Raw genomic sequence first — 13,669 nt, forward strand, 5'->3', positions numbered from 1 at the left:
GATTTACCATGAAAGCCTCATGGTAAATCGCTATCATGTGTTAGGCACGTTCTTTCGCACGGCCTGCGATTACGTAGACTGTAGCAGCAAAGATGGTAATTGCTACAAAGAGAACACCGATGACATTGATGACAGGGGAGATGCCAAAGCGCATACGTGCACCGATTTCTGTCACAAGGGTCCAGCTAGGGCCAATCGCGAAGAAAGTGGTGTTGTAGTTCTCAATGGATTGCAGAAGAGCAATTGCTGCTGCTGTCATGATCGTTGGCATCAAAAACGGCAGTGTAACCCTTCTGAACACGAAGAATGAGGAGGCGCCCAGATCCAGAGCGGCTTCTTCCAATACCAGATCCTGACGCTGCAAACGGGCCATAAACATCAGCATGCAGTAGGAGGCGATGAAGCTGGACTGCGCTATTGTTGCGGTGAGGAGCCCGGCTTGCACACCCAGTGCATCACGCCAGAAGATCATCGTGGTTGCACCCAGCACGATCCCCGGTGTGAGGATTGGAGATACCAGCACGGTATAAAGCAGCGTTGTTCCTTTGGACTGCAGACGTGTAAGCAACAACGCCCCAGCAAGGCCCAACGGGATCGATGTCACAATCACGCCACCTGCAATCAGCAGGGAATGCCCAAGCCCACTGATCAAGCGCTCTTCATGGAGCAGTTGCTCAAACCATTTGAACGTAAAGCCTTGCCAATCTGTCACTGACGGTGTTGGCGAGGCGTTGAACGCGGCAACCACCATGAAGATCATTGGTAGGAACATGTAGGCAAAGAAAAGTAGCAGATAGCCGTTCAGGACTGCACCTGACCAATCTATCGGGTTTCTTTTCGGGCTCGCAACAGCTCCGTTTTGTCTATCAAGAGTTGTTGTGGTCATTTTGCAATGTCCCGAATTCCAACGCGGAAAACCGCCATATTAAAGAGAATGAAGACAACACAAGCGAGCAACAATGTGAGCGAGTAAGCTGCCCCCTGGTTCCAGCTGTCTGCCTCAAAGAAGCGGCGGTAGATGACCTGACTGAACCAGTCTGGATGCAGGCCGCGGCCCACAATTTCCGGCACTGCAATCGAACCAGCGGAGAGCATGAAGGTCATGATCGCGCCGACGGCGATGCCCGGTTTGGCATGAGGGAGTACAACTCTCCAATGAATACGGAAGGTTGAGGCTCCCAAATCTTTTGCCGCTTCAATCTGGTTTTTGTCCAGCGTATCAATCGTGTTGTAAATCGGGAAAACCATAAACAACACGTAGGCGTAAACCATCACGGTAAACACTGCACCATTGGAGGCGACAAAGCGGAAGCCTTCGCCCACCTGCAAATCAATGATGCCGAACATATCCAAAACAGCGTTAAGGACGCCATTTTTTTCCAAGATCATTACCCAGGCAAAAATGCGCAGCAGCTCGTTAATTGCATAAGGGATCAGCAGGCCCAGCATCAAGATCGCGATCTTGTTCTTGCTGGTTGCCGTGGCAACCGCGTAGGCCACCGGATAGCATAGCGCAAACGCCATGACCGTCACACACAGTGCATAGATCATGGTTGAGAGGAAGACCTGGAGATGCACAGAACTCATTTCTGTGAAATTCTTCAAGGAGTACGATGTATCCAGACCGACGGTATCGGTGGAGGCCTTCTCCTTGGCTTCCAGCGTCACAATTTTTGCTTCCAGCTCACTCTTTTTTGCAATCAGAGGAGCTTCATCTGCTTCAATCTGCGCAGCGGTTCGGTTGGAGCTGCCAGAAGCAGAAGGTGCCGCGAATGGATCGAGCATATTTACGCCTTGCGAAGGCGTTGGAGCTGGTGTCGCGAATGGATCGAGCGCAGAAACACTTTCCTGCTGGCTCGCAGCCGAACCACCAGAGCTGAGCGCTTCTTTTTCTGCCCTTAGATCGTCCAGACTGGTGCTGATCTGGAAGACCTCTTGGTAGGCGCGGTCAATTTCCAATGACAATGTTGCAGCTGCGCCGCCTCTGTCTTCGTAGGTAAACGCACGGTCCACCATCGAAATTTGTGGCAACACAATCAAAGCAGCGATCCACACCACTGTGAGGCCAACAAACAGCGCTGTTAGCCCTTTGCCGTAGCTTTTGATCAGACTATTCACTTGCCAGCTCTCCCGGACGCATCACAACAGCGTCCTGCGCAGCAAACCATAGCTTTTGCTCTGTACCCAAAGACTGATGGGTCTGATCAACATTGGTGATATGAATTGCAATCGGATGTTCACCTGCACGCATATGCAAGTTCACAAACGGACCTTCCAGATCACGGCGCTCAAGTGTTGCAGACAAGCTGTTTTGCTGACCTGGTTTTTCCTGAAGGGAAAGACGCTCAGGGCGTACAAAGAGAATAGCATCATCTCCCTGGTTCAAGCCCTGGGTATTTTGGCCAAGCATTTTGCCGAGCGGTGTTTCAAGGATCGCATAGCCGTTTTCTTTCGCAACGACCTTGCCCTTGAAGACGTTTTGCTCGCCAACAAAGCTGGCAACGAACGGAGTCGCCGGATTTGCATAAATTTCGTCGGAGTTGGCGACCTGCTCAACCACACCCTTATTCATGACCGCAACACGGTCGGACATGGTCAATGCTTCGCCCTGATCGTGGGTGATGTAGATGAAGGTAACACCAGTTTTGCGCTGCAGTTCTTTAAGTTCTGCGCGCATGTGCTGACGTAGTTTCAGATCGAGTGCGGACAAAGGTTCATCCAGCAAAAGAACGGAAGGTTCCACTGCCAAAGCACGCGCAATCGCGACACGCTGGCGCTGACCACCAGACAAGGCTGTTGGCAGTTTGTCACCATGACCGTCCAGTGCCACCAAAGACAACAGCTCCTGCGCTTTGTCTTGGCGTGCTTTTTTGCCAATACCACGTGCTTCCAGACCGAATGCGATGTTATCGCGAACGCTCATGAGCGGGAACAATGCAAGATTTTGGAAAATCAACGCAGTTGGTCTGGCGTTTGCACGAATACCAGACATGTCTTTATCGCCAATAATCACCCGGCCTTGCGAGGGGGACAAAAAGCCTGAGATCATGCGTAGGATGGTCGTTTTCCCGCAGCCTGAAGGGCCGAGGATAGAGAAAAACTCACCGGCATTGATTTTCAGATCAGTCGGCTGAACGGCCACAAAATCGCCAAATCTCATGGAGAGGTTTTCGAGAATTACATCGTTACCACGCATGTTGTCCCTTTTTTTTAAACACTGTTTTACGGGGGTGGAAACCATCTGTTTCCGAAGCGCCTGCCACTAGAGCATAAACGCTGTCCTCAATTCACAAAAAAGGCGGCTGTTCTATCGCCGCTTGGATTTCGTGAGTTAATGTGCGAAGCGCGGCACAAGCCGCGCTTTACTGTCAACGCCTTTATGCGTTGGTGATACGATCCACGTATTCCTGACGCACTGTTGCAAACCAAGGCGTTTCAGACTGCCACCACCAAAGGTTGGCCAGATTGTCAGAGTTATAAACTTCCATAAACTGCTTTTTGTAGGTTTCACCTGCATGGTTTGCAGCGCCTACAACGGCTGAGTTATAGCCGGTGTTTGCAGCGAACATGCCTGCCATCTCAGGGTCAAGCATTGCATTGATCAAAGCATAGCCTTGCTCAGTATTTTCTGCACCGCTTGGCATACCCATGGAATCCATCCAGGTCATGCCGCCTTCTTTTGGCATGCGGTACTTCCACTTTTCATCTTCACGGTTGAAGAGAAGACCTGTTGTATCCCATGTCTGACCAATGGAAGCGCCTGCCTGTTTGAAGGCATTTGTTGCTTCTGTCGCATTGTTCCAGAACGCAGCAATGTTTGATTTCTGCTCAATGATGAACTTTGCGACTTCATCCCAAACGCGTCGTGCGTCATCTTCAGTCTTGTAAACATCCAGCATGCGATCAGACTTGAGCTTGCCGATGGAGTCCAGGTACAGGCCTGTGCCCATAATTGCAGACTTCTGGCGGAACGCTGCCTTGCCTTTGGCTTCTGGTGTCCACAAGGAACCGAAAGAGACTTCGTCATCGGAAAGTGCGAAAACTGTGCTGTCAAAGGTGATCGCTTCTGTGCCCCAATCGAATGGAAGCAGCATGCGCTTACCGCGGTAAGTTCCGCCGAGTTTAACACTGTCGCGCATCATGGACGGCACGATGGCATCAACCTTAAGCTTATTCTCGTCCAGTGGAGCCAGCAGGCCATCTGGGTAGTAGTTTGCACCATTGGTAATCGACGGGAAGATCACGTCAAAACCTTTGCCGCCAGCAGCCTTCAACTTCTGCTCAGCTTCATCATTTGAGCCAAAGGTCGACAGGTTGATCTTAATACCTGTATCGCCTTCGAACTTTTTGATCATGTTATCTTTAATGTAGTCGCCCCATGCGAAAACATTAACCTGACCAGAAGATGCCAGCGCATCAGAGGCCTTCAAAATTGCAGGAGCAGCAACAGCAGCTGATGCAGCAGCGGTGCCTTTCAGTACTGAACGACGAGAAATAGCCATTAATTAAGCCCTCAAGAGACAAAGAATTATCACCAGTAACCACGGCACAGAATAACGATCGGCGCCCATAGTTCCATCTAGCAGGCAGCTAACTGCAACCTATGACAGACCCATGACAGTTTACGCAAATAAACTAGATCAAATTAGCCTATTATTAGAGAGCTACGCAATATTACATTAGTAAAACTACTAGTTAAATTACAAAATACATATATTTCAATAACTTAAACCTACATTAAAATAAAAAAGAGTGCCAGCTACGGGCACTCTCTTCATTTCTTGCTCTTTTCATTCGTTAGATATTGGCATGCACTTTCTGTCGGCGACGCCTCATAACAACACCATACTGCGGTGCAAAGAGCATGGCCAGAACTTGCTGTAAGCCAGCGACCACTGCAATCATACCAGCTGCTGACACCGAGATTTCGTAGCCAAGAAGGCCTGGACCGAAGGCCGCCAGAAGATAACCAAAGAGCCCTGCCGACAAAGATGCTATTCCTGAAATGAAAAGCTGGACTTTGAGATTATCCGTCAGCAAACGAGCCGTTGCAGCGGGGCAGATGAACATGGCAATCACCAGGATTGAGCCAACGGCACTAAATGCAGCGACGGCCGCAATCGCCACCATAACAATCAACGAGAGGCCGAGCCATTTTGGCGAGAAACCCAGGCTTGCTGAGAGCAACGGATCAAAACTGGAGATTTTCAGCTCTTTAAAGAACAGCATAATGAACGCGATAACCAGCAGGTTGACTACAAACAACTGCTTGATGCTTTCTGGCAGGGTTGCAAGAACTTCTAGGTTCCAAAGATCTGAAAGCGTATAAGCATCAAGCCAGATCGCGCTTTCCAGATTACCGTAAAGTGCGTGCTCTACATCCAGATGCACACCTGCTGTGCCGCTTTGCTCAAGAACAACAACGCCAGCTGCAAACATGGTTGTAAAGACAACACCCATGGCCGCACCGGGCTCTACATTGCCAACACGACGGATCAACTCAATCAGCAGCACTGCAAAGATAGCGGCAGCCCCTGCCCCGATCATCATAGGCCAGGAGCCTGTCTCATGGGAAAATAGGAACCCCAGGACGATCCCAGGCAGAACAACGTGAGAGATCGCATCTCCCATGAGGGCCTGTTTTCGCAAAACAAGGAAGTTGCCAAGCAGGCCACATGCGAGTGCGGCGAGAGAGCCAAGCAGGATACTTGGAAGGTCAAACTGAAGGAAAATGTCCATTAGATCGCTCCTCCCTTCGGTGTTTCAGTTGAAACTACTAGATGAGGGCACAATTCATCCTCAAGGACTTTAACTGTGTCAGCGGGCAGCACCTGCCCAATCGGCTTTAACGACCAATCTGCCAATGCGTGCGATTCTTCAGGATATATTTCGCGGTAGAGATTCCAGAGCTTCTGGTCCCGTTCGATCAAGCGGGCCTCAGACTGACCTTTGAAAGTTGGCTGTCCGTCACCGCTCATGAACCCACCTTTGCGCAGGATTGAACGTGTCAGTGGCTCCAGAACCGGCTCATTGTGAGCAATGGCAAGCAGGCCCTGACGCAAATGTACTATGCGTTGGAAGCGGTAATGTTTAAGAGCAGCTGCCAGTATTCCCCTGACAGGTGAGATCAACAGCGAGACCACGAAGAAGCTGAAGAGCACCAGAACAATCAAGCCACCCGTTGGCATGTTGGGCGCACTTGCAGAAATAGCGGCGCCGATAAAGCTGCCGGAAGCACCAATACCTGCCGCAATAGCCACCAGAACCGGCACACGATCTGTCCAGAAGCGTGCAGCAACAGGCGGGATGATTGCAAGGGCGATGATGAGCACAAGTCCCACAGTCTTCAAGCCGATCACCACAACGCCCAGCAAAAGGAGCAGGAGCGTGCGATCCAGCCAGCGCACGTTGTACCCACTAGCAGCGGCAAAATCCTCATCAAAGCAGAGCAATGAGAATTCTTTCATGCGTAAGACAACAGCCAGACCGACAAGCCCAGCGGCAAGCGCGATGGTCATTGCTTCAGACTTCAACATGCCTGAAGTTGCCCCCAGCAGGAAGCCTTCCAGACCGGCCTGCCCTGCAATCGACATGGACTGGATGACTGTTAGGAGAACCATGCCCACCGCAAAGAACGTAGAGAGCACGGTACCGATGGCGGCATCTTCTGTCAGGCGGGTGTGGGTTTTGATCCAGTCAACAGCCAGTACACCAATGCCAGCTGACAGAGCTGCGCCAAAGAGCAACACTGGCAAAGAGCGCCCACTGTCGAAGTATGTTTGCGCTATGATAAACGCCAGCGCAACGCCTGGAAGCGTTGCGTGACTGATCGCATCAGAGACCAATGTCCGCTTTCTGAGAAGCACAAACACGCCGATTGCACCGCTAGCAGCACCAAGAAGGGCTGCACCAACGCAAACAAGGGCCGTATTGTAGCCTGCAGACATAGTAAGAGCGGCAAAGAACTGTTCCATGACTTTGCCTTACGCGCCTGAAGCTTGCGATAAGCCGTCGAGCTGGGTGCTTGCCAAGCGTCCACCATAGGCCTTTTGCAGGTTTTCTGAGGTGAACGTGGTTTCAACCGGCCCATCTGCGATGTGCTGCCCGTTGAGCAGCAAAATGTGGGAGTAGTAATCGCGCACAGTTTCCAGATCGTGGTGCACGACAAGCACGGTCTTGCCATCAGCGACAAGCTTGCGCAGCACCATCACGATGGCCTTTTCAGTTGCTGCATCAACGCCAGCAAAGGGCTCATCCATCAGGTACATTTCAGCATCCTGTGCCAATGCGCGAGCCAGGAAAACACGCTGCTGCTGACCACCAGACAGCTGACCAATTTGACGGTTGGCAAAGTCCTGCATACCAACAGACTTTAAACAATTCAGCGCTGTTTCGCGGTGTTTGCGTGATGGCCAGCGAAACCAGCCGATTTGGCCGTAAAGGCCCATCAGGACAACATCAATCGCGGTTGCCGGAAAGTCCCAGTCTACGGCGGAGCGCTGTGGGACATACGCAATGTTCTTTAGTGCTTTCTTGATTGGCGCGCCAAATACTTTGGTTTCGCCAGAAAGTTTGGGGATCAAGCCCAACGCGGCTTTGAGGAAGGTGGACTTGCCAGCTCCGTTTGGACCGATAATTGCTGTTAGGCACCCCTTGGGTGCGCTATAGGATACGCCCCAAAGAACCGGTTTATGGTGGTAGGCCACTGTGAGGCCCTGAACGGCGAAGGGGTGGTCTTGTGCATTGATGCTTTCCGGCGCGTTTGTATCATGCAGCAATTGCAGGTCCGGGGTCTTTAGCTTTTGCATTTTAGTGTCCTGCTCCCAGTTTACCTTGCATGCCCCGAAGAGGAGCTTCGCCGCCAAGTGCACGGGCGATTGATGTCATGTTGTGATCAATCATGCCTATATACGTGCCTTCGTATGTATTGGACTGCCCCATTGCATCTGAGAACAGCTCTGCGCCAACGTCAACCGCGTGACCTTTGGCTGCTGCGCCTTCTACCAGCGCACGCACATTGCGCTCAGATACTGAAGACTCGACAAACACTGCTGTTACTTTCCGGTCAACAAGAAGGTCAACGAGCATTTCAATTCTCTGCAGGCCAGCCTCAGAGTTGGTCGAAATGCCCTGAATACCAACTACGTCCAGGTCAAAATCACGTCCGAGATACGTAAATGCATCATGGGCCGTTACCAAAACCCTACGATCTTTGGGCACAGTTTTAAGGATCTTTGCACCGTAGTCGGCCAGTTCTTGAATTTCGGCGAGGTAAGCTTTGGCGTTATCGCGATAGTCCTGCTCATTTTCAGGGTCCATAGAGATGAATGCGTCAGTGACAGAAGCAACCGCCCCCTGCCAGAGACTTGGACTCATCCAGACATGAGGGTCATAACGCCCGGTGTAGGCGGTAGAGCCTTCTAGCTTTTCGCTCTCAATTGTCTCACCAATAAAGAAAACGGGCTTGCGCTTTTGTAACTTCAGCAGCAGGTCTTCCATCTGCGCTTCCAGAAACAACCCATTCGCAAAAATTGCATCCGCACGCCCCATTTTCACAACATCGGAGCGTGTCTGGCGATAGGAGTGTGGATCAATGCCGGTTCCCATCAGGGCTTCAACCTTTACATGATCTCCCCCAATTGCACTTGCTGCATCGGCAACCATACCAACTGTTGCGACTGCATTAATTGGAGCTTTCGCCTGAGCTGCTGACAGGCTCGACAAGCCTGCCAAAGTCATAACTGTTACTGCAAATATCAGGGCTTTAACAAAACGCATTACATCCAACTTTCTAACGGCACTTGAAAGGCCCTTCAGACTCACCCTCTTCGCAACTCCCTACCTGGAACCGCGTCCGGTTTTGCCCCTCTATCTTCGCCTTTTAGCAGTTTAAATAAAGATACCATCTGGTAGTTTGTTCGCATCCTAATTCCTTAATCATTATATTTGCAACTCATTCTTAGTTGCATTCAAACTCAACTCTTTGAAAATCGCTAGGCTCATCCATCTCAGCTCCGAGCTTCCAAGTGAACAGAAAGTTGACTATAAATCGGGGTTTGTTGCCATTGCCTCTTATTTGCCAAAGGCTTATTTATAGTGCAACGGGAGGGATCCAAGATGAGTAATATGGACTTTAATCGTAGCTTTGATGCACGCCATGGTGAGCTTGTTTCAATCACTGATGCGCTTGCTCGGGTTACCTGCAATAACCCTGGTGCCCTAACGTTTGCAGGCACTAACACATTTATTGTGGGCCGAAACGAATTGGTTATCATTGATCCGGGCCCGATGGACATGGCGCATCTGGATGCTCTCATGACAGCGATTGATGAGCGGCCAGTGAAAGCCATTCTTGTGAGCCATACCCATGTGGACCACTCCCCATTGGCGGGGCCGTTGCGGGAGAAAACGGGCGCTCCGGTGATGGGCTGCGGCCCGCACAGGCGTGCTACTTCCTTTGCTGATATGGCTGAAACGCCGATGGATGCCAGCTCTCAGAAGGATTTTGAACCCGATACAGTGCTGGAAGATGGTGCAAAAATCTCTGTTGATGGAGTGATCATTGAGGTGGTCGCGACCCCTGGGCACACAGAGAATCACCTGTCCTTCGCCCTGCCCGAACACGGTGTGATGCTGCCAGGAGACCATGTTATGGCATGGTCTACCACCATTGTTGCGCCACCTGATGGCTCTATGAATGCCTATATGACTTCGCTGGATAAACTCATCGAGCGCGCGGAGACGCGCTACTTCCCCTCTCATGGCGGGGAGGTAAAAAACCCCAAGCTCTTTCTTACGCAGCTGAAGCAGCATCGCCAAATGCGGTCTGACGCTATTGTTGCGCGTTTGCGCGCGGGAGACCAAGACGTCATGACAATGGTGAAGGCTATTTATACGGATGTCGATCCAAAGCTACACGGCGCCGCGGCACTCAATGTTTTGGCTCAACTTGATGATCTGATCGCGCAAAAGATTGTCCTATGCGATGGCGAGGTCACCCTTACCGCAAAATTCACCCTACATGAGTTGACGTAAGCAAGCTTGCTCCGTCCCAAACCACTCTCCCAACACATCGAGATGCAATGACTAGTATGTTTGACCAAAAGATTGATCGCAGAAACACTCATTCTATGAAGTGGGATGAGATGGAAAGCCGCTACGGCATCAGCAGCGATGACGGTTTGCCAATGTGGGTGGCAGATATGGACTTTCGCCCACCACAAGCCGTAAATGACATGCTTGCACGTGCAGCAGAGCATGGCATTAATGGCTATTACGGAAACGACGCTCCTTTTAAGGATGCGGTCATATCCTGGATGAAACGCCACCATCAGTTTGAAGTGAAGCCTGATTGGATCTCAACCGTACCAGGTGTCGTTGCAGGGTATTCCATGGCTATTCAGGCTTTTTCACAGGAAGGCGATGGCGTCCTTGTGTTCTCTCCCGTTTATCACGCGTTCGGTCGTGCTATACGCGACAACAAGCGCCGCCTTGTTGAAAGCCAGCTGGTTGAGCGCGACGGCGCTTATTATATGGACTTTGACAATCTTGCTAAGCAGGTTGATGAGCGCACGAAGATCCTTTTATTGTGCAGCCCTCATAATCCGGGTGGTCGTGTCTGGACGACTGATGAACTCACGCAAATTTGCGAATTCTGTCTGGAGCGTGACATCCTGATCATCTCAGACGAGATTCACCACGACCTTATTCTGGATGGCTCCAAGCATGTGGTGACTGCGACATTGTCTGAGGCAATTGCTGAGCGCACTGTCACCTTCACCTCTGCTTCAAAAACCTTCAATCTGGCCGGCTTTGCGACAGCTGCTTGCATTATCAGCAACACAGAGCTGCGTCGCCAATATGGTGCAGTGACCGCAGCCAATGGCGTGCATTCAACCCCCCTCGGCTCAAACTCTACCACCGAGGCCTACAACCATGGCGATGCATGGCTAGAAGAGGTTTGTAGCTACATAGCTGCAAACCAGGAACTGCTGATCGAAGGCTTGGAGGCTGCTATTCCTGGAGCCAAGGTCATGCGCATGGCGAGCACCTACCTGCAATGGGTAGACTTTAAGAATGTTGACCTGCCATTTGACGAGATTGTTTCGCGAATCCAAAAACAGGCTAAAATCGCGGTCAATGTGGGAAGCACCTTCGGAAAAGGGGGGGAAACGTTCTTGCGGTTCAATCTTGCTTGCCCGAAATCAACCGTGGAGGAAGCAATCAAGCGCCTCGAAAGCGTGTTTGCTGACCTAAGGGTTCAATCAACCGTTTGATTTGAAATGCATAATTGAACCTATCCAAAATACGCCCGTTCACGGGCGTATTTTTTTAATGACACGTGACAATTATCACACATATATGCTAATAGATAAGCCATAGTAGATTTACGGAATTCGAAAGCTTCCCCGGCTTCAAGGATTCTCAGAGTTTCGCAATAGCCTTGAAGCGGTACTCGAAGTTTACGCAAGCTTTCATAACCAGTGCCTCCCCGGCGCTGGTTATGTTGTTTTAAGGGCTATTTACAAGCCTTCACCTACCCCAAATGCGCTTTCCCAGATACAGTGCGACACGCTCATTTATTCAGCTGGCTTTTGGGAAGGAACCGGAGCGGATCCACGCTCTCGTAAAACAGATGCAATCGATGGTGGCAGTTCCAACGGCGCTTCGAGCAAGGGCACATTGTTAACGGTGCGTGGTGGCCGGGGCGTGCCCGTTTCCTGCACAACGAGTTCTGGCTCCTCTACGCGTGCGGTCGTGCCATAGTTTTGCAGCAGGACCAGATCCAGGCTTGCCAAAAAACCACGGATACGACGGGCGTTGGTGCCAAAGTCGTGGCTCCCGAAACGGGAGGCGGAGCGAATATCTAACAGCGTGCCGACCCGGTCGGGCTGAATGCGAATGGCAACGTCATCTTTCAACGAAAAATATGGCATGCGTGCTTCCATGAGCAGATAGGTGGGCTCATCAGGAAAGCCAGCAGACACTTCAGAAAGAACTTTCCAGCCCATGTTTGCGGCCACACTTGATACTGCGTTGTGAAGCTCAGGTGGAGGCAGTCGGAAGCGGCGCGGGACGATGTCGGGATAGCTGGCCTTTTGCATGAGCTTCTTGTCTTGAGCAACCTCATCGCCGATACGGTCACTTGCGATAAGCGAAGGCGGCTCATTCATGTCGGTCGAGATATCATTGAGCGGGGGAAACATATAGAGTCCAACCGTTGCCATAAAGAGTGGCAACAGAACAATGATCCCGTAGAACGTGCCTAAGAAGGTGTTTGTGAAACCCGTCCCGCCATCCTTCCACAGGTCAACCACTGCGATGAGCGCAAGGACAATCGCTGTTGCGCCCATAAAGAAGCCAAGCACAAACAAAACAAGCAAAGCTTCGGTATCGTACAGCTCAAAATAATGGCCTACCACAGACAAAACAAGAAACGGAATCGCAATTGCGCCGACCCGGCGGCCACGCATTGCTGTGCGAGAATGTCTCAATGGCAGTTGCAGCGTCATTCTACCCCACTCTTTCCAGTCCACAGTTAGCCTAAACCTTCCAAGAGAAGGTTACAGCTCTTTACTTTACGATACCAGAATATAGCAGTTCAGAATTACTGAGGGTTGAACGCTTGATCTAATTTCACGCAGTTTCCCATAGGAAGGGAAACTGCGTTCAAACACCCCTCGCCCGCTTAAGAGAGCGCGCTCTTGCCTGCCGAGCTGAGGCCGACGAGGTTTACCAGCTCTGTGAGGCTACCTAGAAGGTGATCGCAGTGACCATTCAGCTCTTCTGCGGTCAAAGCACCAGTGGTCACGCCAACACGCAACATCCCCGCATTTTGAGCCGCGTGCATATCATGAAGGCTGTCACCGACCATCGCAATGTATTGAGGTTCAATATTTGTATGCTCTGCAAATCCGAAAAGCTGACCTGGTTCTGGTTTTTCACCGTGCCCGCTGTCATAACCCACAACAAACGTAAAGTAGTCCAGAATTCCAAGCTTCTTTAGCTGCGCAAACGCACTTGCCTCTGTTCCGTTTGTCGCCAGCCCAATTGGTAAGCCAGCCTCAGAGAGAGCTTTGATTGAGGATGCAGTATCCTCAAAAGGGGCAACGCATTCGGCAGCGTGCTCAAGAAGAAGGGCTTCAATTCGATCAATGAACACCCGGTCAAAACGCACACCAAGATGGAGTGCCCAAGGTTCGCTGTAGCCACTCGGTGGGTTCGTTAAAATAGGACTTCCTGACTCACATGCGCTCTTGTCATAATCAAACTTGACAAGACGCCCAAGTTCCTTGGCCAGCGACACGTCTCCATCAGCCAAATCCATCAGCACGTGCTGCAGCACAGTACCCCAGGTTTTGTTGAAGTCGATCAGAGTTCCATCACGATCAAACAATATGGCACGCACATTCATTTTCATTATCCTTAAGCGCATTTGACGGTTTTATGGGAGACCGTCCAAAGGCCATCGCCCGAACATAAGAGGTATTTTGCAAGCAGCACACCGAACACTCCAAAGCAAGTGTCACAAGCACCGATCACTATGATCAGCCACCATCAATGGGCTACGAGCTTTAGAACACATTAAATACACAGGTTTTTGTCATTTTTATATTTGTGTATATTGCGGCCAAACGTCACTCAAACTGACCAGATAGATTAACTGTTT

At 50.9% G+C, this 13,669-nt stretch carries 12 protein-coding genes; 2 read left to right on the plus strand and 10 right to left on the minus strand.

Annotated elements, in window-relative coordinates:
• Window positions 1-40: 40 nt before the first annotated feature.
• The 8 genes from BMZ51_RS03255 to BMZ51_RS03290 form a co-directional block, all read right to left on the minus strand.
• Window positions 41-886, minus strand: a complete 846-nt coding sequence (locus BMZ51_RS03255) for an ABC transporter permease (RefSeq protein WP_068006070.1) — start codon at window positions 884-886, stop codon at window positions 41-43.
• Window positions 883-2,118, minus strand: a complete 1,236-nt coding sequence (locus BMZ51_RS03260) for an ABC transporter permease (RefSeq protein WP_068006068.1) — start codon at window positions 2,116-2,118, stop codon at window positions 883-885. Before BMZ51_RS03260 ends, BMZ51_RS03255 begins: the two co-directional genes overlap by 4 nt.
• A complete protein-coding gene (locus BMZ51_RS03265) occupies window positions 2,111-3,196 on the minus strand; it encodes an ABC transporter ATP-binding protein (protein WP_068006067.1) in 1,086 nt (361 codons plus the stop codon). The genes BMZ51_RS03260 and BMZ51_RS03265 overlap by 8 nt, the downstream gene beginning before the upstream one ends.
• 181 nt (window positions 3,197-3,377) lie before the next feature.
• Window positions 3,378-4,502: an extracellular solute-binding protein gene (locus BMZ51_RS03270; protein ID WP_068006065.1), complete on the minus strand. Its 1,125-nt coding sequence runs from the start codon at window positions 4,500-4,502 to the stop codon at window positions 3,378-3,380.
• A gap of 295 nt (window positions 4,503-4,797) precedes the next feature.
• On the minus strand, window positions 4,798-5,739 hold the full coding sequence (locus tag BMZ51_RS03275; RefSeq protein WP_068006064.1) for a metal ABC transporter permease: 942 nt from the start codon (window positions 5,737-5,739) through the stop codon (window positions 4,798-4,800).
• Window positions 5,739-6,974 (minus strand): metal ABC transporter permease, encoded by a 1,236-nt coding sequence (locus tag BMZ51_RS03280; RefSeq protein WP_068006062.1) that lies wholly within the window; start codon window positions 6,972-6,974, stop codon window positions 5,739-5,741. Before BMZ51_RS03280 ends, BMZ51_RS03275 begins: the two co-directional genes overlap by 1 nt.
• A gap of 9 nt (window positions 6,975-6,983) precedes the next feature.
• Entirely contained in the window at window positions 6,984-7,808 is an 825-nt protein-coding gene (locus BMZ51_RS03285) for a metal ABC transporter ATP-binding protein (protein WP_068006061.1), read from the minus strand.
• 1 nt (window position 7,809) lies between these two features.
• Window positions 7,810-8,778 carry a metal ABC transporter solute-binding protein, Zn/Mn family gene (locus tag BMZ51_RS03290; protein WP_068006060.1) on the minus strand — a complete coding sequence of 323 codons (969 nt, stop codon included), beginning with the start codon at window positions 8,776-8,778 and terminating at the stop codon, window positions 7,810-7,812.
• A gap of 339 nt (window positions 8,779-9,117) precedes the next feature.
• On the opposite strand from BMZ51_RS03290, the gene BMZ51_RS03295 reads away from it, so the two are divergent.
• Together BMZ51_RS03295 and BMZ51_RS03300 are read left to right on the plus strand one after the other, a co-directional pair.
• Window positions 9,118-10,035: an MBL fold metallo-hydrolase gene (locus BMZ51_RS03295; RefSeq protein WP_068006058.1), complete on the plus strand. Its 918-nt coding sequence runs from the start codon at window positions 9,118-9,120 to the stop codon at window positions 10,033-10,035.
• Between the two features lie 47 nt (window positions 10,036-10,082).
• On the plus strand, window positions 10,083-11,276 hold the full coding sequence (locus BMZ51_RS03300) for a MalY/PatB family protein (protein ID WP_068006057.1): 1,194 nt from the start codon (window positions 10,083-10,085) through the stop codon (window positions 11,274-11,276).
• Window positions 11,277-11,579: 303 nt separating this feature from the next.
• Here BMZ51_RS03300 and BMZ51_RS03305 read toward each other — a convergent pair whose 3' ends face one another.
• Together BMZ51_RS03305 and BMZ51_RS03310 are read right to left on the minus strand one after the other, a co-directional pair.
• Window positions 11,580-12,512 carry a DUF1499 domain-containing protein gene (locus BMZ51_RS03305; protein ID WP_068006056.1) on the minus strand — a complete coding sequence of 311 codons (933 nt, stop codon included), beginning with the start codon at window positions 12,510-12,512 and terminating at the stop codon, window positions 11,580-11,582.
• Between the two features lie 176 nt (window positions 12,513-12,688).
• Window positions 12,689-13,414, minus strand: a complete 726-nt coding sequence (locus tag BMZ51_RS03310) for an HAD family hydrolase (RefSeq protein ID WP_208979233.1) — start codon at window positions 13,412-13,414, stop codon at window positions 12,689-12,691.
• Between the last annotated feature and the right edge of the window lie 255 nt (window positions 13,415-13,669).

Origin of the sequence: Pseudovibrio axinellae (assembly GCF_900110875.1) — a bacterium.
GTDB classification, from domain to species: Bacteria; Pseudomonadota; Alphaproteobacteria; order Rhizobiales; family Stappiaceae; genus Pseudovibrio; species Pseudovibrio axinellae.